The sequence below is a fragment of the Sphingomonas phyllosphaerae genome (assembly GCF_029623345.1).
GTDB classification, from domain to species: Bacteria; Pseudomonadota; Alphaproteobacteria; order Sphingomonadales; family Sphingomonadaceae; genus Sphingomonas; species Sphingomonas phyllosphaerae_C.
The window spans coordinates 19,973-38,262 of sequence record NZ_JAPYKH010000014.1; the positions used below are offsets into that span (position 1 = coordinate 19,973).

An 18,290-nucleotide genomic window follows, 5' to 3' on the forward strand; every position below is an offset into this window, starting at 1 on the left:
CATTCAGAACTTCGCTCCCAGTCGCAGCCCGATCGTGCGCGGCGTGATCGGCACGGCATAGGGCCGCTGGTAGCAGGAGCCGCACTGGATGAAGCGCGCGATCTGACCGCGCTCGTCCCACAGGTTCCGCGCGAACAGCTCAAGCGTGTACTTGCCCCATTCCGCCCCCAGCGCGAGATTGCCCGTGGTGTAGGCGGGCAGCCGGCCGATCTCTTCCGACGGGTTGGCGAGGCGGCCGGTGCCGACCTCCACCACGCCGAGCCGGATGTCGGATGCGGCCGAACTCTGGTGCGCCACCAGCCCCTGGAGGTAGGCCTTCGCCGCCCCGATCGGGACGGTATAGCGGGCGGTGGCGCTCAGCTTGAAGCGCGGCGTGATCGGCAGGCGCCGGCCCGCCGCGGAGACCACGTCGCCGCCGTCCGGCGAGCAGGTCACCGCGCGGCACAGGTCGGTGCGCGTCTTGGCGTCGGTGTACGCGCCCGAGGCGGTGAAGGAGAGCGGCCCGGCGCTCACGTTGGCGTCCATCTCGATGCCGCGGATCCGCGCGTCGGGGCCGTTCTGGATGACGGTGAAGCTGTTCTCGCCCAGGAAGGCGAACTGGAACTGGTCCCAGTCCTGCTGGTACACCGCGCCGTTGATCCGCAGTCGACCGTCGAGCCACGTCGTCTTCCAGCCGAGCTCGTAGTTGGTGAGGAAGTCGGCGTTATAGTCGCCGACGTCGCCGCGCCGGTTGATCCCGCCCGGGCGGAATCCTTTCGACCAGGTGGCGTAGAGCAGCAGCAGATCGGTCGGCTTCCAGGTCGCGTTGAAGCGATAGGTCACGCCCTGACCGTCGGCGCGCTTGGGCACGACCTTGCCGTTGTCGACCACGCCAAGGTTGGCGCAGGGGATGCCGCCGACATCCTTGGTCGTCAGGAAGGCGCTGGTGTCGCCGCCGTTGAGATAGGCGTCGCGCAGCGTGCCGCCGCCCGCGAGATAACAGCTCGCCACGCCGGTGCGCGAGCTGCCCGCGGCGTTGAACGGCGACGCCGTATAGGGCCGACCGTCCTCGGGATCGACGCCGGGGTTGCGGCCGAAGCCGAAGAAACCGACGAGTGAATTGTCGTAGATGAAGGCGCGCGCGCCCGCGGTCAGCGTCAGCTTGGGCGTGAGGTCGTAGCTCGCCTCGCCGAACACCGCATAATCCTTGTCGACACGGTGCTGGCGGGTCAGCCACAGCGTGCCCGTATAGCCGTTGACCGACACGTCCGGTCCCAGGTTCGGGATCTGATAGTCCTGGAAGATCAGGTTGCTCTGCCGCTGGTAGAAGCCGCCGGCGACGATACGGAACGGCTGATCCGCGGGAGAGGCGACGCGCAGTTCCTGGCTGGTCTTCTTGAAATGGTCGCGCCCGACGACGCGCTGGCGCGGGTCGATCGTGTTCCCGGCGGCGTCCTGATAATAGAAATAGCCCGCCAGTCCGCCGACCGACGAGTAGAGCGAGTCATAGGCTTCCGAGTAGTCGGTATAGTCGGTCGACTGCTCGGCGCGGCGGTCGAGATAGGCGCCGGCATAGGTCACGTCCCAGTTGCCGAGCTGGCCTTCGATCGTCAGTGCCGCCTGAGCGAAACGGTCCTTGCGATATTCGGGGTAGAAATGCTGCACCTCGAGATCGCCGACCTTGGGATCATAGGCGTAGCTGCCGTGGCTGCGCTGCTCCTGGTAGAGCAGCGTCGGCGTCACGGTCCAATTGTCGTCGAGGTCGATCTTGAGCGCGGCGCGACCGCCGTAGGTCTCGGTGTCGTTATAGTCCTTCTCGACGAACTGGTCGTTGGTGACGGTGATGCCGCCGGGCTGCGGCAGGAAGCTGCGCGTGCCGGGCACGTTGTCGATGAAGCCGGCGTCGCGCTGGTAGAAGCCGACCACGCGCAGCGCCATCCGCTCGCTGAACGGGATGTTGAGCATCCCCTCGGTCGTGTAGCCGATTCCGCCCGAGCGGACGCTGTTCACCTCGCCGTCGACGCGGCCGTAGAAGCCGGCGGTGTCGGGCTTGTTGGTGATGATGCGGATTGTCCCCGCCTCGCTCGACGCGCCGTAGAGCGTACCCTGCGGACCGGCGAGGCTCTCGATGCGGGCGACGTCGTAGATATGGATGTCGAGCGTGCCGCCGATCGTGGTGACGGGCTGCTCGTCGAGATAGGTGCCCACCGAGGGCAGCGAGCCCGAGTGGTTGCCGTCCCCGCCCGAAGCGACGCCGCGCATGTAGACGGTGGTGACGCCGGGCTGCGACGACTGGAACGCCACCGACGGCAGCAGCTGAGTATATTCGTTGAAGTTCGAGACGTTGAGCTGATCCAGCCGGCGCGTGCCGATGGCCTGGATGCTGATCGGCACGTTCTGGATATTCTCGTCGCGCTTCTGCGCGGTGACGATGATGTCGCCGTCGGTGGTGCTGCTGTTCTGCGGCACGTCGGCCTGGGTGGTCTGGCCCGAGCTGGTCGGCGCGGCGGCGACCTGGTCCGGCGCGGCGCCCTGCGCCGCCGCCGGCGACGCGATGGCGGCCGACGCGAGAAGCTGCACCAGCATGCGACGCTTGAAGCTCACCACCACAATGCCCCCATTGTTTCTTATGTATGACGAGCATGCTGCGCTGCGGGGGGCTTCGTCAATCGCGGGTGCGCCGCGGCACGACATTTCGTTGCCGAGGCTGTGGCGTGGATGTCGCGTATGTGGCGATTGGTTCCAGCTTAGCGACACGAAAGGTCGGCGATGTGCGGGCGAATGATCTCGCGCCTTCCCCCTTCGCGTCATCCCTGCGAAGGCAGGCATCAAGACTTGCGGACCTTCGTAGGAGCCGCGACGTCCGCGTTTATGGATCCCCGCCTACGCGGGGATGACGGGGAGGGGAAGGCGAGGGCCAGAGGAGAGCAACGGGGCCGGCAATCACGCGTCCATCGCCGGTGACGCAGCCCCTCGCCAAGCTCGGACCGAGCTCCGCTCCCGAGGAATCTCACCACCCCGACGCAGCGCTCCCGCCACTCGCTCGTTGTCGCCGACCATGCAGACGATGATCGACCGCGCCGTCCCCGCCGAGGAGCCGCGCGATGCCCCGCCCGCCCCACCCGTCCTGTGGATCGCGCTCGGCCTCGCCGGGCTGGTCGGCGTGGGGCTGCTGGCGCTGCTGGTCGGGGGTGGCGCGCCGCTCGCATGGGACCGCGCGATCATGCTCGCGCTGCGTGTCCCCGGCGACCCGGCGCAGCCGATCGGCCCGGCCTGGCTCCACGCCGCGCTGGTCGACGTCACCGCGCTGGGAAGTGGCACGGTGCTGACCCTGGTGGTGGCGGGGACGATCGGCCTGCTGATGGTGCGGCGGCTGTGGCTCACCGCGGCGCTGTCCGCGGCGGCGACGATCAGCGGCTCGATCGTCGCGGCGCAGGCGAAACACTGGGTGGGTCGGCCGCGACCCGAGCTGGTCGACCATCTTGTCCAGGTCACCGGACTGAGCTTCCCGAGCGGGCACGCGACCAACAGCGCCTTGGTCTATCTCACGCTCGCCGGGCTGGTGGCGCAGGTCGCCGAGGGCCGTGCGGTGCGCAGCTACATCTTCGTGATCGCGATCCTGCTGACGGGGACGATCGGGGTGAGCCGCGTATATCTCGGCGTGCATTGGCCGTCGGACGTGCTGGCGGGCTGGTGTGCCGGGACGGGCTGGGCGGCCTTGTGGTGGTGGCTCGGCGCGACGCTGCGGCGCTCGCTGGCGCGCTAGCCTTTGATCCACCGACACGTGCTCGTGCTCCGGCGAACGCCGGAGCCAAGGCCACAAGGGTGACGGACGCGGCTCTGGGCTCCTGCGTCCGCAGGAGCACCGCGAGCCCAGGCGAGCTGGCCTAGCGCGCTAGTCCGCGCGCGCCGCCGCCAGCAGCCGCCGTGCCGCGGCGAGATGCGGCGCGTCGACCATGCGGCCGTCGAGCTGGAGGGCGCCCGCGCCAGGGTTGGCTTCGAACAGTGCGATCACGCGCCGAGCCGCGACGAGCTCCGCCTCCCCCGGCGTGAACGCGGCGTTGATCACCGCCACCTGCGCGGGGTGGATCGCCATCATGCCGGTGAAGCCGTCGCGCCGCCCGCGCGCGGCATAGGCGGCCAACCCGTCGAGGTCGCGGAAGTCGGGATAGACCGTCTCGATCGCGGGCACCCCGGCGGCGTGAGCGGCGAACAGCGCCAGCGCGCGCACCACCTTGTACGGGTCGGTATAGCCGCCGTCGGCCTCGCGCGACGACAGCGCGCCGATCGCGGCGGGCAAATCCTCGGCGCCCCAGGTCAGCCCCGCCAGCCCGCCGGTGTCATAGTCGCCGAGGGCGAAGACCGCGCGCGGCGTCTCGGTCGCGATCGGCAGCACCGCATAGTCGCCGGGCAGCGCGGCGCGCAGCGCGGCTACCGTGGCGCGCCCCTCCGCCTTGGGAAGCACGACCCCGGTCAGCGGCGCGCCCGCCAGCGCGGCCACATCGGCGGCGAACGCCTCGGTGGTGACAGGGTTGACCCGCACCAGCAGCGCCGGCCCGTCCGGCGCCCGCTCCACCAGCGCGCGCACCGCGTCGCGCGCGGCCGGCTTGGCGGCGGGCGCGACCGCATCCTCCAGGTCGAGGATCAGCGCGTCGGCGCCGAGCCCAAGCGCTTTCTCCATCCGCTCGGGCCGGTCACCCGGCACGAACAGGAGCGAGCGCCACGTCACCGCGCGCGTTCGGCGAGCCGGCGCTCCCACGCCAGCGCGTCGCGGACGATGCCCTCCAGGTCGTCGCGCTTCGGCGACCAGTCGATCGTGCGCAGGATCGCTTGATTATCGGCGACCAGCTCGGCCGGGTCGCCCGCCCGGCGCCCTTCGAGGCGGCGCTCGATCGGGTGGTTGGTCACGCGGTCGACCGCGTCGAGCACCTCGAGCACGGAGAAGCCGCGGCCATAGCCGCAGTTGAGCGTATGGCTCTCGCCCGGTTGCTCGATCAGCAGCTTGAGTGCGGCGACATGCGCCTCGGCGAGATCGCTGACGTGGATATAGTCGCGCACCCCGGTGCCGTCGTTGGTCGGAAAGTCGGTGCCGTAGACCGAGACCGCGGCGCGCTTGCCCGTCGCCGCCTCGACCGCGATCTTGATCAGGTGGGTCGCGCCGACGGTCGACTGGCCGCTGCGCCCGTGCGGGTCCGCGCCGGCGACGTTGAAGTAGCGCAGGCAGCAATGATTCATCGGGTGCGCCGCCGAGACGTCCTTGAGCATATGCTCGGTCATCAGCTTGGACATGCCATAGGGGTTGATCGGCACCTTGGGGTCGTCCTCGGCGACGGGGACCCGCTCGGGCGTGCCATAGGTCGCCGCGGTCGACGAGAAGATGAAGTGCGGCACGCCCTCGGCCACCGCGCTCTCGATCAGGCTGCGTGTCGCCGCGGTGTTGTTGCGGTAATATTTGAGCGGGTCGCTGACCGACTCGGGCACCACGACCGACCCTGCGAAATGCATGATCGCACGCACATTGTGCTCGCGGATGACGTCGCGGACGCGCGCGTCCTCGACCGCGACGTTGACGAAGGCGGCGCGCTCGTCGACCGCCCAGTCGAAACCGGTGACGAGATTGTCGATGACGACGACGTCATAGCCGGCGTCGAGCAGCGCGAGCACGGCGTGGCTACCGATATAGCCGGCACCGCCGGTTACCATTACCTTGCCGTCGAGCGTCGCGTCCTGCGTCATGCCTGTCTCCTGTGCCGTTGCCGCCGCCTAGCGGCTTCCTACATGACACGTAAAGGAGACGCTTTTCATGACGGACTATGCGACGCTGGCGGGTGGCTGTTTCTGGTGCACCGAGGCGGTGTTCAAGGACGTGATCGGGGTCGAGACCGTCGAGAGCGGCTATATCGGCGGCCACGTCCCCAACCCGACCTACAAGCAGGTGTGCGGCGGCGACACCGGCCACGCCGAGGCGATCCGCGTCGGCTTCGACCCCGCGCAGGTGAGCTATGCCGACCTGCTCGACATCTTCTTCGCGACGCACGACGCGACGCAGCTCAACCGTCAGGGCAACGACGTCGGCACGCAATATCGCTCGGCGATCTTCCCCGAGACGGTGATGCAGGAGGAGCAGGCCAACCAGGCGATCGCGCGGGCGCAGCAGGATGTGTCGGGCAAGATCGTGACGACGATCGAGGAGTTCGCCGACTGGTACCCGGCCGAGGGCTACCACCAGGATTATTGGGAGACCTCCGGCCGCTCAAACCCCTATTGCATGGCGGTGATCCCGCCCAAGCTGCAGAAGCTGCGCAAGAGCTTCGCCGCGCGCAGCAAGGCGAGCGCGCCGGCGGTGTGACGGGCTGGCGGCGCCACCTCCCTGACGGGGAGGGGATCGCACGCGCCGGCAGCGACGTGCCCGCCAAGCGACGGAGCGGGTGTCGTGGCCAGTCCACCCTGCCGTCAGCCGCACCGGCGAGTCCGCCTGAGCGACAGGCGGGACCTCTCGGGGGCAGTGACGCCGTGGCCCGCCTGGGGTGATGCCGACGGCGCGACCGGCGGCCTCGGCGAGGGAGCCGCCGCGCGCGAACACGTCGCGCGCGCCTACCGCCGCGCTGCGCGCCGCAGCCGGTCGTTGATCGCCACCCCCACGCCCGCCTCAGGCACCGGCGCCACCGCGATCCGCGCGCGGTCGCTCGCGTCGGCGCGGTGGAGCGAGTCGAACAGCCGCGCCGCCGCTTCGACTGGGTCGCCCGCCGCCGAGAGCGTATCATCGCCCGCCACCGCGCCGTAGCCGATGAGCCACTCGTCGGGCTCGGCGGTCACCGCCTCCAGCCGCAGCGGCTTGCGCGGCGCGTAATGGCTCGCGAGCTGGCCCGGCGCGCTGACGTGCGCGGTCGTGCCCGGCGCGACCGGCAGCACGTCGCGCAGCATCTCGGCGGTGACCGGGCCGGGGCGTAGGATCGTCCGCCCCGCGACGATCGTCGACTCCACCCCCGCCTCGGTCGCGCCGTCGTCGAGGATGAGCGGCACCGCTGCGCCGAGGCTCGCCGCGACATGCTCGGCGCGGGTCGGGCTGATTGCGTTGCTCGCATTGGCCGAGGGCGCCGCCAGCGGCGCGCCGCTCGCCGCCAGCAGCGCGCGCATCGCACGATGCGCCGGCACGCGCAGCGCGATCGTGTCGAGCCCGGCGGTGACCAGCGACGCCACCCCCGCTCCCGCACGCAGCGGCAGCACCAGCGTCAGCGGCCCCGGCCAGAAGCGCGCCGACAGCGCCCGCGCGTCGTCGTCGAAGATTGCCAGCGCCTCCGCCGCGGCGAGATCGAGCACGTGGACGATCAGCGGGTTGAAGCTGGGCCGCCCCTTCGCGGCGTAGATCCGCGCCACCGCGCGCGAATCACGCGCGTCGGCGGCGAGGCCGTAGACCGTCTCGGTCGGCACCGCGACGATCCCGCCGGCGCGGATCGCCGCCGCCGCGGCCTCGACCGCGGCCGTGCCGTAGCGTCTGATCTCGGGGAGTTGAGCACGCATCGTGGCGGGTATAGCGAGGGCGCACAGGAGAGAGAAATGACCTTCGTGCCCGCCATCGCCGACCAGCGCTTCGTCCTCGATCACGTCGTCGGACTGAACGAGATCGCGGCGCACGAGCGCTTCGCCGCCGCGAGCGCGGACACGGTCGAGGCGGTGCTCGAGGGCATCGGCGCGTTCGCGCAGGGCGAATGGGCGCCGCTCGCCCTTGCGGGCGACCGCGTCGGCGCGCGCTGGACCCCGGAGGGCGTGGTGATGCCCGAGGGCTATCGCGCCGCCTATCAGGCCTATGTCGCGGGCGGCTGGGGCACGATCGGGGTCGACGAGCGCTGGGGCGGCCAGGGGCTGCCCTTCGTGATCCAGGCCGCGGTGCTGGAGACGCTCGGCACCGCCAACATGGGCTTCGCGCTCGCGCCGATCCTCAGTGTCGGCGCGATCGAGGCGCTGGCGCATCACGGCACGCCCGAGCAGCAGGCGACCTATCTGCCCAAGCTGGCGACCGGCGAATGGACCGGCACGATGAACCTCACCGAGCCGCAGGCGGGCAGCGACGTCGGCGCGCTGCGCACCACCGCCACGCCGCGAGGCGACGGAACGTACCTGATCAGCGGCACCAAGATCTTCATCAGCTTCGGCGACCACGACCTCGCCGACAACATCGTCCATCTCGTGCTGGCGCGCACCCCCGACGCCCCCGCGGGGACGCGCGGCATCTCGCTGTTCCTCGTGCCCAAGGTGCGGCTCGACGGCACGCCCAACGACGTGCGCGCGATGTCGATCGAGCACAAGCTGGGGCTCCACGCCTCGCCCACCTGCGTGCTGTCGTTCGGCGATCACGGCGACTGCGTCGGCGAGCTGATCGGCCCCGAATATGGCGGGATCCGCGCCATGTTCACGATGATGAACAACGCGCGGCTCAACGTCGGCGTCCAGGGCGTGCAGGTGGCCGAGGGAGCGACGCAGAAGGCGGCGGCCTATGCGCGCGACCGCATCCAGGGCGCGCGCGACGGCGCCCCCGCGGCGATCGTCGAGCATGCTGACGTGCGCCGCATGCTGCTGCGGATGAAGGCGCAGACCATGGCGGCGCGCGCGCTCGTCTATTACTCCTGCGGCCAGGTCGATCGCGCCACGCTCGGCGACGCCAAGGCGCGCGAGCGGCTCGAGATGATGACCCCGCTCGCCAAGGCGCACGCCACCGATATCGGCAACGAGGTGGCGAGCCTGGGCGTGCAGGTCCACGGCGGGATGGGCTATGTCGAGGAGACCGGCGCGGCGCAGTTCTTCCGCGACGCGCGAATTACGCCGATCTACGAGGGCACCAACGGGATCCAGGCGGCCGACCTGGTCGGACGCAAGCTCGCGCTCGCCAACGGCGGCGCCTTCGCCGACCTGATCGCGGATCTGCGCCGCGACGCGCGCCATCCCGCGCTGGTGCGGCTGGTCGACGCCTGCGCGGCGGTCGGGCGGCGGCTCCAAGGGGCGAGCGCGGACGACCGCCAGGCGGCGAGCTATCCCTTCCTGACGATGCTGTCGGTGGCGTCGTGCGGCTGGCTGATGGAACGCCAGGCGGCGGTGCCCGCGGCCGACGCGGTGAAGCGCGCGGTCTGCGCCTTCTACCTCGACCAGATCGTGCCCGAGGCGCTGGGGCTGGAGGCCGCGGCGAGCGCGAGCGCCGCGGTGCTGTACGCGCTGCCGGCGGGGGCGTTCTAGGCCCAGACCGGAGGGTGACGGCGGCTACCCGGCGCTTCCCCGATAGCTCCACCCCGGCGCACGCCGGGGCGGTAGAAGGAAAACGCACCCGATGACCTCATCCGGGTGCCCCGGCGCAGGCCGGGGCACGAACGTGGCGGCAGCGGAGCACCTTAGCCTGCACTCGCCCGCTCACTCCCCCGACGGGCACCCGCCTGCCGGGTTCGGCCCCGCGCCATCAGGGTACCAGCGTGCCACCTTGCGGTCGGCGTCGAAATAGCAGGCCGCGCCGGTGCGCCCGTCCGGCGACATCGCGATCGCCCAATTGTGCGGCCCGCAATTGTGCGGCTCGCAGCCGTACGAAAGCACGCGCCCGTCCACCTCCGCGATCGGCGTGGCGGTGACGTCGCTGTCGAGCACGCGCGCGCGCACCGTCGCGTCGGGCACCGCCGCCGCGACCGCCGCCTGTACGGCCGGATCGGCGAGGAAGCTGCTGCCCCCCTCCACCGCGTCGGTCGGATAATGGCCGACGTACCGCGCCAGTGCCGCGACCGGAGTGGCGGCGACGCTGGGCGACGCGCTGGGCGTGGAGACAGGCGCCGTGTTGCCGGGCTGGTCGGGCTGCTGCTGGCAGGCGGCGAGCGCGGCGCAGGCCGCGAGGGAGATCAGGCGTCGCATCACGCCGGACAACGCCTCAGCCGGCGACTCGTTCGAGCAGGTCGGTCGCGTCGAGCCCGAGCAGCTCGATCCGCTCGCGGATGCGCGGCCATTGGTGCACGACGAAATCCTCGCGCTCGGCGCGGCGCAGCCGTTCCGCCGCCCCTGCCAGCACGAACATGCCGACGCCGCGGCGCACCTCGACATAGCCGTCGTCCTGGAAGCTCTGATAGGCCTTGGCGACGGTGAGCGGGTTGGCGCCGTGCTCGGCGGCGAGCGCGCGCACCGAGGGCAGCTGATCGCCCGCGGCATAGTCACCGCGCAGGATCGCCGCGGCGATCGTGCCGCGTAGCCGGAGGTAGACCGGCGAGTCGTCGCTGCTGAGCGCTGCCATGCTGCGTTAATACACTATGCAACGTGATTGTCGAGCCGAGCCGCGCGCGTCAGTCCTCCACTGGCAGCTCGTCCGCGACGATCCGGTCCTCCGGATGCGCCGCGTCATGGAGCTGGCGCAGCCGCTCGAGCTGGTGGCGCGAGGCGGCGATCACCGCCGCCGCGGCGAGCGCCCCGTCGCGGTGGAGCGCCACCACCGCGGCCTCGTCGAGCGCGGCGAGCGCCTCCTCGTCGATCGTGTAGAGTCCGTCGATGGCGTGCTCGCGCGCGTCGGCGCGGCGCAGCACCAGTCGCCACGGTCGCAGCAGCCGGTGCCGCGCGAGCGCCTTCGCCAACGCGTGCGCCGCGGCGACGTCCTCGACCAGCCGCCGCAGGGCACCGCGCAGCTCGTTCACCAGCGACGTCGCGGCGCCGCGCTCCATCAACGCCGCGCCGCGCGCGCCCAGCGACGCGTCGGCGGGATCAATCGCGAGCCCGGTCCCGCCCTCGGCGAGGCGGAAGGCGCCGAGCAGCACCGCCTGGGGCATGTAGGTGGCGTGGAAGCCGCCGGCACCGGCGAAGAGATTGTCGCCGCCCAGCGCCATCAGCGCGACCAGATTGAAGCGACCGGTGCCGCCGTCCTTGGCGAAGCACAGCGGCATGTCGCACGCCGCCAGCGCGATCTCGCCGCGCCCGAGCTGCGCGATCGCGCGCCCCCGCCCCGCCGCCGCCGCGTCGAAGCGCAGCGCCCCGTGGCGAGCCGGGTCGAGCGCGACCAGGCCGCTCAAACCGCCTGCAACCCGTGCTCGCGCACCGCACGGATCAGGTCGCGGTGGCGCGGCAGCCGCTGCACCGCCTCGGCGCGCGCGCGCTCGGCGCGGGCGAGATGGCGTCGTGCCAACGCACTCTCGGGCGCGGCCGGATCGATCGCGGCATAACGTGCGTCGAAGCGCATGCCGTGCAGTACATATTGGTAGCTCGGCCAGGAGAAGACCTCGCGCGCATGCTCGAAATCCTGCGGCGCGGGCGGCTGGGTGCGCCACAGCTCGAGCCGCTCGGCGAGCCCGTCGGGCCAGGTCGCGGGCGAGGCATTGTCGCGCCAGAAGTCAGTGTCGGTGCGCTTGGTGATCGCATAATGGAGCTTGAGGAACTCGATGATGCGCGCCCAATGGTGCGTGAAGGCGGCGTTGAACTGGCGCGCGGCGACATGCATTGCACCGCGCGTGCGCGGCAGCCGGTCGGCGATCGCATCCATCGACGCCTCGATCAGCATCAGCGCCGAGGCCTCGAGCGGCTCGATGAACCCCGCCGACAGGCCGACCGCGACGACGTTGTTCTGCCAGAAACGCTCGCGATGCCCGCCGTCGATCGTGATGCGGCGCGCGGAAAGCGCATCCGCGGCGGGCCCGACATAGCGGCGCAGCGCGGCCTCGGCCTCGTCGTCGCCGATATGCGCGCTGCTGTAGACATGGCCGACGCCGCGGCGCGTCCACAGCCCGATGTCCCAGATCCACCCCGCCGCCTGCGCGGTGGAGACGGTGTGGCAGGTGATCGGCGCGTCCTCGCTGTCGTACGGCACCTGCAGTGCGATCGCGCGGTCGGCGAACAGCACGTCGCCGCAGCGGCGGAACGGCACGCCATAGACGCCGCCGATCAGCAACGCCGCGAAGCCGGTGCAGTCGACGAACAGGTCGCCGGCGATCTGCTCACCGTCGGCGAGCACCAGCGCGGTGACGTCGCCGCCATCGGCTTGCTCGACCCGGGCGACGTCGCCGATCACGTGGCGCACGCCGAGCCGCTCGACCGCATGCTCGCGCAGCAGCGTCGCGAACTTGCCCGCGTCGAGATGGTAAGCGTAATTCGCCTGGCCGACCCACTCGGGCGTGGTGATCGACTTGGGCGCCAGCCCGGCGTCGCAGAGAGTTGCCTGGAAATCGACCCAGGTGGCGAAGTCCGCCGCCGCCGGCGCGTCCGACTGGGCGAGCCAGTGCGGCGCGAGGTCGAGCTCGGTCGCGCCCGCGGGCGGGTTGAGCGGATGATAATAGCCCTCGCCCGGCGAATCATCGGTCCAGCCAGCGAACCGCGCGCCCTGCTTGAACGCCGCGTCGCAGCCGCGGACGAAGTCGGTCTCGGAGATCCCGATCTTCGCCAGGGTGTTGCGCATCGTCGGCCAGGTGCCCTCACCGACCCCGACGGTGGGGATGCGGGCGGACTCCACCAGCGTCACCGCGACGCCGCTGCGCGTGCGCTGCGCCTGGGCGGCGAGTCGACAGGCCGCGATCCATCCCGCCGAGCCGCCGCCGACCACCACGACTTGGGTCACGGGCCCGTCGTCATGCCGTTGATTAGCCGACATTATCCTTCTCACACCTCTCCGCTGCGACGTCTTCGCGCCGTTTATGTAATCGATCCCACTTGTATTTGTCAGATATATCCGTGAGACTGTTTCAACAGCACACGCATAACAAGTGTGGCTGTGATAGGGGAGGATGACGGTGGCGACCAGCTTTCGGCAAGTGACGGCGCGTGCTTTTCTGTTTTCGGGGGGCATGGGATGTGCGATCGGCGCGTTGATCGCCGCGACTCCGGTGCTGGCGCAGGACGCGCCGCCTGCGGTGGCTGCCCCGCCGAGCCAGGCGGACGGCGACGCGGGCGAGATCGTCGTCACCGGCATCCGCGGCAGCATCGCCTCCTCCGCCGCGCAAAAGCGCGACGCGGTCGGCATCCTCGACGCGATCTCGTCGGAAGACCTCGGTAAATTCCCCGACGCCAACGTCGCCGAGTCGCTCCAGCGCATCCCCGGCGTCGCGATCGACCGCACCAACGGCGAGGGAGCGCAGGTCAGCGTCCGCGGCCTCGGGCCCGCCTTCAACACCGTGCTGTTCAACGGCCGCAGCTTCGCCAGCGACAATTACAACCGCGCCTTCTCGTTCGACCTGATCCCGGCCGAGCTGATCAGCGGCGCGCAGGTGTACAAGACCGCGCAGGCGCCGCTGCAGGGCGGCGGCATCGGCGCGACGATCAACGTGCAGACACCGCGGCCGCTCGCGCTCAAGGGCTTCAAGGTGATCGCCACCGGCAAGGCGCTGTACGAGAAGAACAGCGACAAGTTCACGCCGCAGGGCTTCGGGCTGATCAGCAACACCTTCGCCGACGGCAAGATCGGCCTGCTCGCCTCGGTGTCGTACCAGCGCCGCATCGCGCAGATCGCCTCGGTCAGCAACGACGGCTACCTGCCCAACAGCTCGGTCGGGCCGAACAGCAAGCCGATCGCGACGGGCGTCTATGCGCCGCGCAACTTCGACGTGAACACCGCACGCGACGACCGTACCCGCCTCGGCGCGACGGTGGTGGCGCAATATCAGCCCACGGACGAGCTGACCTTCACGCTCGACGGCCTGTACAACAAGTTCAAGAGCGATTCGAAGACGCGCGCGCTCGGCGCCTGGTTCGAGCCGACCAGCTACACCAATGCGGAGATCGACGAGAACCGCACCGTCACCTCGCTCAGCACCAACGGCAACGCCGACTTCATCTCGTCGGGCGCGCTGCGCGAGACCACCACCTGGGAGGGCGGCTTCAACGCCGAGTGGAACCCGGCCAACAATTTCAAGATGGTGATCGACGCGGCTTACTCACGCGCCAAGAACGCCGGCGGCGGCGGATCTTACTTCACCGTCATCGGCACGCCGACGCCTTATTCCTTCACCCAGGCGGACGGGAACGGCATCCCCACCGTCAACGGCTTCGCCGACGGCGTGCTGACCAATCCGGCGCTGGGCCGCACGCACATCGCCGGGATCAACGGCAATGACGTGACCGAGAAGGTCCAGGAATATCGCTGGAACAACGAGTGGAAACCGGCGCTCGGCATTCTCCAGACGGTGCGCTTCGGCTTGATGAGCACGACGCGCGACAAGACCAACGTTGCGGTCACCTCGGGCGACGACGTCGGCTGCGTCTACTGCGGCTATCCGACGCTGGCGGACTCCTCGCTGCTGTCGCCCTTCACGGTGAAGGGACTCGGCGCGCCGAGCGGGTCGGTGCCGACCACCTTCCTCACCTATGACGCGTTCCGCTACCTCAACTTCCTGGCGAGCCCGGCGGCGACCTCGGCGCTCGACGCCAAGTACAATCTCGCGCCCGGCACGACCGCGGCGCGCTATGCCGCGACCAACGGCTATGCCGTCGCGCCGCAGCCGGGCACGCGCGTCAAGGAGACGGTGTGGGCGAGCTACGCCGACGTCGACTTTTCCGGCGAGCTCGGCAGCATGCCGTGGCTGGTCAACGTCGGGGCGCGCTACGAATATACCGAGCTGACCTCGTCGGGCAGCCAGCGCCAGCTGGTCGACCTGACCCCGACCCAGGGCAACCCGCCGACCGATCCGACCATCTACGTCGGCGTCTTCGCCAGCCCGACCGGCACGCCGATCTCGCAGAAATCGTCGTACAGCAACTTCCTGCCCGCGCTGAACGCGCGGCTCAACTTCACGCAGGAGCTGCAGGTCCGCTTCGCCGCCTACAAGACGCTGACCCGCCCCGCGATCGGCGACCTGGCGCCGAGCCTCGACATCGGCACGCTGCGCCCGGCGACGCTCACCGCGAGTGGCGGCAACCCCAATCTCAGGCCCTATCAGGCGAAGAACCTGGACCTGTCGCTCGAATGGTATCCGACGCCCACCACCACGCTCTCGGCGGCGGTGTTCTACAAGAAGGTGGACGATTTCATCATCCAGCTGTTCGGCGATGAGCTGTTTCCGATCCGCAACGCGGGCAACGCGCAGGGCGTCGGGTTGCCGGTGGGTGGCCTGATCGTCGACCGGAACACCGCGCGCTTCAGCGTGCGGCGGCCGCGCAACGCCCAGTCGCTCGACATCAAGGGGCTCGAGCTCAACCTGGTGCACACGTTCGACTGGCTGCCGGGTGTGCTGAGCGGCTTAGGCGTCCAGGCCAATGCCACCTTCGTCAGCACCAACCGCGACTTCGACGTCAGTCAGGTGGGCCAGTCGTTCGCCGCGGAGGGCATCGGCAACTCGCAGAACGCCACCGTCTTCTACGAGAAATACGGCATCTCGGCCCGCATCGCCTACAACCGGCGCGAGCGCTTCCTGCGCGAGCTCGCCGGCGGCGCCGGCAACGAGCCGATTTTCGTGCGCGACTATGGCCAGTTCGACGGCAGCGTCGCGGTGAACGTCACGCCCTACGCCCAGGTGTTCCTGGAGGGCACCAACCTGTTCAACGCCAAATATTACACCACCGGCCGGTTCGACAACCAGCTGCTGCAATACCAGAACTTCGGCCCGCGCTACGACGCCGGCGTGCGCTTCTCGTTCTGATCGCGGCGGCCCCGCGTTGGTCGTCGCGAGGAGGCGGGCTTGCCTACCTTCTCGGAGTGAGCCCCTCCCCTTCGGGGGAGGGGTTGGGGTGGGGCTTCTCCGCAGACGCTACGTTCGTGGGAACGCCCGACCCCGACCCTCCCCTGACGGGGAGGAGGACGGCGTCCGGTGTCGGCGCCGCTCAGCGCTTCAGCCGTGCCGCGTGCCAGTCGAGCTGCTCGCCCATGAAGCTCGACACGAACAGATAGGAATGGTCGTAGCCCGCGCGCATTCGCAGCTCGAGCGGGATGCCCGCCGCCGCGCAGGCGCGCGCGAGCAGCTCGGGGCGGAGCTGCTCGGCGAGGAAGGCGTCGGCCTCGCCCTGGTCGACCAGCATCTCGGGCAGCCGCGCACCGTCCTCGATCAGCGCGACCGCGTCGTGCCGGCGCTTCGCCGCGTTGTCGGCGCCGAGATAGCGGTTGAGCGCCTCGCCCCAGGGCACCTGCGTCGGCGCCACGATCGGGGCGAAGGCGGAGACGGCGCGGAAGCGGCCGGGGTGGCGCAGCGCCACCGTCAGCGCGCCGTGGCCGCCCATCGAATGGCCCATGATCGATTGGCGCGCCGCATCGACCGGGAAGGCGGCCGCGACCAGCGCGGGCAACTCCTCCGTGACATAGGACCACATCCGGTAATGCGTCGACCACGGGGCCTCGGTGGCGTCGACGTAGAAGCCCGCGCCCTTGGCAAAGTCCCAGCGGTCCTCGTCGGGCACCTCCTCGCCGCGCGGGCTGGTGTCGGGCGCGACGAAGATCAGGCCGTGGCGCGCGCAGGCCGCGCGATACTCGCCCTTGTCGGTGACATTGGCATGGGTGCAGGTCAGCCCCGAGAGGTACCAGACGACCGGCAGCGTCGCGCCCGGCGCGTGATCGGGAACGTAGACCGAGAAGGTCATGTCGGTGCCGGTCGCATCACTGCGGTGGCGGTACACGCCCTGCGTGCCGCCGTGCGCGCGCGCGGTCGAGACGGTCTCCATGCTTGCTCCTCGCTCAGGCGACGCGGTACGTCGCGCAGACCTTGTTGCCCGCGGGGTCGCGCAGATAGGCGAGGTACAGCTCGCGGCCGCCGGTGACGTGGCGCACGCCCGGCGGTGCCTCGATGGCGGTGCCGCCGCTGGCCAAGCCCGCGGCGTGCCACGCCTCGACCTGCTCGGGCGAGGTCGCGCGGAAGCCGAGCGTGCCGCCGTTGGCGTGGCTGGCGGGCTGGCCGTCGATCGGGCGCGTGATCAGGAAGCGGCCGCCGTCGTGCGCATAGACCAGCCGGCCCCATTCATCGATCACGCCGGGTGAGCCGCCGAGCGCGCTAAGCGTCGCGTCGTAGAAGGTCTGGGCGGCGGCGATGTCGTCGGCGCCGAGCATAACGTGGCTGAACATGATCTCTCTCCCAAACTCCTCCCCGCTCGCGGGGAGGTGGACCGCCGACCGCAGGCCGGTGGTAGAGGGGGTTCATCACGCAGCGCAGCGCTCGCGGAAAACCCCCTCCACCAGCCTGCGGCTGGTCTCCCTCCCCGTTCCGGGGAGGATCGTTTTTCCTCAATACACCACCACGCTGCGGATGCTCTCGCCGGCGTGCATCAGGTCGAAGCCCTTGTTGATCTCGTCGAGGCTGAGCCGGTGCGTGATCATCGGGTCGATCTGGATCATCCCGTCCATGTACCAGTCGACGATCTTGGGCACGTCGGTGCGGCCGCGCGCGCCGCCGAACGCGGTGCCCTTCCACACGCGCCCGGTGACGAGCTGGAACGGGCGCGTCGCGATCTCCTTGCCCGCCTCGGCGACGCCGATGACGATCGACTCGCCCCAGCCGCGGTGCGCGCTCTCCAGCGCCTGGCGCATCACGGCGGTGTTGCCGGTGCAGTCGAAGGTATAATCGCCGCCGCCGTCGGTCAGCGCGACCAGGTGCGGGACGAGATCGCCGACGTCCCGTGGGTTGACGAAGTCGGTCATGCCGAAGCGGCGACCCCAGTCCTCACGGTCGGGGTTGATGTCGACGCCGATGATACGGTGCGCGCCCGCCAGCTTCGCGCCCTGAATGACGTTGAGCCCGATCCCGCCGAGCCCGAACACGATCACGGTCGCGCCCGGCTCGACCTTGGCGGTGTTGACCACCGCGCCCACCCCGGTGGTGACGCCGCAGCCGATGTAGCAGCTGGTGTCGAACGGCGCGTCGGGGCGAATCCTGGCGACCGCGATCTCGGGCAGCACGGTGAAGTTCGAGAAGGTCGAGCAGCCCATGTAATGGTAGATCGGCTGGCCCTTGTAGCTGAAGCGCGTGGTGCCGTCGGGCATCAGCCCCTTGCCCTGCGTCGCGCGGATGGCGGTGCACAGGTTGGTCTTGCCGCTCAGGCACGACTTACACTGGCGGCACTCGGGCGTGTAGAGCGGGATGACATGGTCGCCCGGCGCCACGCTGGTGACGCCCGCGCCCACCTCGCGCACCACGCCGCAACCCTCGTGGCCGAGCACGCTGGGGAACAGCCCCTCGCTGTCGAGCCCGTCGAGCGTATAGGCGTCGGTGTGGCAGATGCCGGTGGCCATGATCTCGACCAGCACCTCGCCGGCCTTGGGCCCCTCGAGGTCGAGCTCGACGATCTCGAGCGGCCGCTTGGCCTCGAACGCGACGGCGGCGCGGGTCTTCATGGGGCGGCCTCTCTATGTGTCAGGATCGGCTGCGTCTCTATGCCGCGGGCGCCGCGGCTTCAAC

The 18,290-nt window shown here is 70.3% G+C and carries 15 protein-coding genes; 4 read left to right on the forward strand and 11 right to left on the reverse strand.

Going from position 1 to position 18,290, the window contains the following annotated elements:
* Window positions 1-3: 3 nt before the first annotated feature.
* Window positions 4-2,586 carry a TonB-dependent receptor gene (locus tag QBJ89_RS13705; protein ID WP_277981038.1) on the reverse strand — a complete coding sequence of 861 codons (2,583 nt, stop codon included), beginning with the start codon at window positions 2,584-2,586 and terminating at the stop codon, window positions 4-6.
* A gap of 451 nt (window positions 2,587-3,037) precedes the next feature.
* Between QBJ89_RS13705 and QBJ89_RS13710 the strand changes: the two genes are divergently transcribed.
* Window positions 3,038-3,745, forward strand: a complete 708-nt coding sequence (locus tag QBJ89_RS13710) for a phosphatase PAP2 family protein (protein ID WP_277981039.1) — start codon at window positions 3,038-3,040, stop codon at window positions 3,743-3,745.
* Window positions 3,746-3,874: 129 nt separating this feature from the next.
* Here the strand turns inward: QBJ89_RS13710 and QBJ89_RS13715 are convergent, their stop codons facing one another.
* Together QBJ89_RS13715 and galE are read right to left on the reverse strand one after the other, a co-directional pair.
* Window positions 3,875-4,708: an HpcH/HpaI aldolase/citrate lyase family protein gene (locus QBJ89_RS13715; RefSeq protein ID WP_277981040.1), complete on the reverse strand. Its 834-nt coding sequence runs from the start codon at window positions 4,706-4,708 to the stop codon at window positions 3,875-3,877.
* Window positions 4,705-5,715 carry a UDP-glucose 4-epimerase GalE gene (gene galE / locus QBJ89_RS13720; RefSeq protein ID WP_277981041.1) on the reverse strand — a complete coding sequence of 337 codons (1,011 nt, stop codon included), beginning with the start codon at window positions 5,713-5,715 and terminating at the stop codon, window positions 4,705-4,707. Before galE ends, QBJ89_RS13715 begins: the two co-directional genes overlap by 4 nt.
* Before the next feature lie 67 nt (window positions 5,716-5,782).
* Between galE and msrA the strand changes: the two genes are divergently transcribed.
* Window positions 5,783-6,328: a peptide-methionine (S)-S-oxide reductase MsrA gene (gene msrA, locus QBJ89_RS13725; RefSeq protein ID WP_277981042.1), complete on the forward strand. Its 546-nt coding sequence runs from the start codon at window positions 5,783-5,785 to the stop codon at window positions 6,326-6,328.
* 245 nt (window positions 6,329-6,573) lie between these two features.
* Here the strand turns inward: msrA and QBJ89_RS13730 are convergent, their stop codons facing one another.
* Window positions 6,574-7,500: an L-threonylcarbamoyladenylate synthase gene (locus QBJ89_RS13730; protein WP_277981043.1), complete on the reverse strand. Its 927-nt coding sequence runs from the start codon at window positions 7,498-7,500 to the stop codon at window positions 6,574-6,576.
* Window positions 7,501-7,536: 36 nt separating this feature from the next.
* On the opposite strand from QBJ89_RS13730, the gene QBJ89_RS13735 reads away from it, so the two are divergent.
* Window positions 7,537-9,207: an acyl-CoA dehydrogenase gene (locus QBJ89_RS13735; RefSeq protein ID WP_277981044.1), complete on the forward strand. Its 1,671-nt coding sequence runs from the start codon at window positions 7,537-7,539 to the stop codon at window positions 9,205-9,207.
* 171 nt (window positions 9,208-9,378) lie between these two features.
* Here QBJ89_RS13735 and QBJ89_RS13740 read toward each other — a convergent pair whose 3' ends face one another.
* From QBJ89_RS13740 to QBJ89_RS13755, 4 genes are read right to left on the reverse strand one after another with little or no spacing between them, the layout of a single operon-like run.
* Entirely contained in the window at window positions 9,379-9,867 is a 489-nt protein-coding gene (locus QBJ89_RS13740; RefSeq protein WP_277981045.1) for a hypothetical protein, read from the reverse strand.
* A 13-nt stretch (window positions 9,868-9,880) separates the two neighbouring features.
* Window positions 9,881-10,237: a GntR family transcriptional regulator gene (locus QBJ89_RS13745; RefSeq protein WP_277981046.1), complete on the reverse strand. Its 357-nt coding sequence runs from the start codon at window positions 10,235-10,237 to the stop codon at window positions 9,881-9,883.
* Window positions 10,238-10,286: 49 nt separating this feature from the next.
* Window positions 10,287-11,003, reverse strand: a complete 717-nt coding sequence (locus QBJ89_RS13750; protein ID WP_277981047.1) for a SapC family protein — start codon at window positions 11,001-11,003, stop codon at window positions 10,287-10,289.
* A complete protein-coding gene (locus tag QBJ89_RS13755) occupies window positions 11,000-12,571 on the reverse strand; it encodes a tryptophan halogenase family protein (RefSeq protein ID WP_277981048.1) in 1,572 nt (523 codons plus the stop codon). The genes QBJ89_RS13750 and QBJ89_RS13755 overlap by 4 nt, the downstream gene beginning before the upstream one ends.
* Window positions 12,572-12,710: 139 nt before the next feature.
* On the opposite strand from QBJ89_RS13755, the gene QBJ89_RS13760 reads away from it, so the two are divergent.
* On the forward strand, window positions 12,711-15,551 hold the full coding sequence (locus QBJ89_RS13760) for a TonB-dependent receptor (RefSeq protein ID WP_277981049.1): 2,841 nt from the start codon (window positions 12,711-12,713) through the stop codon (window positions 15,549-15,551).
* Window positions 15,552-15,732: 181 nt separating this feature from the next.
* Here QBJ89_RS13760 and fghA read toward each other — a convergent pair whose 3' ends face one another.
* The 3 genes from fghA to QBJ89_RS13775 form a co-directional block, all read right to left on the reverse strand.
* Complete coding sequence (fghA, locus tag QBJ89_RS13765) at window positions 15,733-16,563, reverse strand: S-formylglutathione hydrolase (RefSeq protein WP_277981050.1); 831 nt, start codon at window positions 16,561-16,563, stop codon at window positions 15,733-15,735.
* 13 nt (window positions 16,564-16,576) lie between these two features.
* Window positions 16,577-16,960 carry a VOC family protein gene (locus tag QBJ89_RS13770; RefSeq protein WP_277981051.1) on the reverse strand — a complete coding sequence of 128 codons (384 nt, stop codon included), beginning with the start codon at window positions 16,958-16,960 and terminating at the stop codon, window positions 16,577-16,579.
* A 159-nt stretch (window positions 16,961-17,119) separates the two neighbouring features.
* Window positions 17,120-18,226, reverse strand: coding sequence for an S-(hydroxymethyl)glutathione dehydrogenase/class III alcohol dehydrogenase (locus QBJ89_RS13775; RefSeq protein WP_277981052.1), 1,107 nt, complete (start codon window positions 18,224-18,226; stop codon window positions 17,120-17,122).
* Window positions 18,227-18,290 lie beyond the last annotated feature (64 nt).

What these genes read in the sequence shown, in the direction of transcription:
- QBJ89_RS13775 (WP_277981052.1), bottom strand. Translation starts at nt 18,226, where the DNA reads ATGAAGACCCGCGCCGCCGTCGCGTTCGAGGCCAAGCGGCCGCTCGAG.
- QBJ89_RS13755 (WP_277981048.1), bottom strand. Translation starts at nt 12,571, where the DNA reads ATGTCGGCTAATCAACGGCATGACGACGGGCCCGTGACCCAAGTCGTG.
- QBJ89_RS13710 (WP_277981039.1), top strand. Translation starts at nt 3,038, where the DNA reads ATGCAGACGATGATCGACCGCGCCGTCCCCGCCGAGGAGCCGCGCGAT.
- msrA (WP_277981042.1), top strand. Translation starts at nt 5,783, where the DNA reads ATGACGGACTATGCGACGCTGGCGGGTGGCTGTTTCTGGTGCACCGAG.
- galE (WP_277981041.1), bottom strand. Translation starts at nt 5,715, where the DNA reads ATGACGCAGGACGCGACGCTCGACGGCAAGGTAATGGTAACCGGCGGT.
- fghA (WP_277981050.1), bottom strand. Translation starts at nt 16,563, where the DNA reads ATGGAGACCGTCTCGACCGCGCGCGCGCACGGCGGCACGCAGGGCGTG.
- QBJ89_RS13730 (WP_277981043.1), bottom strand. Translation starts at nt 7,500, where the DNA reads ATGCGTGCTCAACTCCCCGAGATCAGACGCTACGGCACGGCCGCGGTC.
- QBJ89_RS13735 (WP_277981044.1), top strand. Translation starts at nt 7,537, where the DNA reads ATGACCTTCGTGCCCGCCATCGCCGACCAGCGCTTCGTCCTCGATCAC.
- QBJ89_RS13770 (WP_277981051.1), bottom strand. Translation starts at nt 16,960, where the DNA reads ATGTTCAGCCACGTTATGCTCGGCGCCGACGACATCGCCGCCGCCCAG.
- QBJ89_RS13745 (WP_277981046.1), bottom strand. Translation starts at nt 10,237, where the DNA reads ATGGCAGCGCTCAGCAGCGACGACTCGCCGGTCTACCTCCGGCTACGC.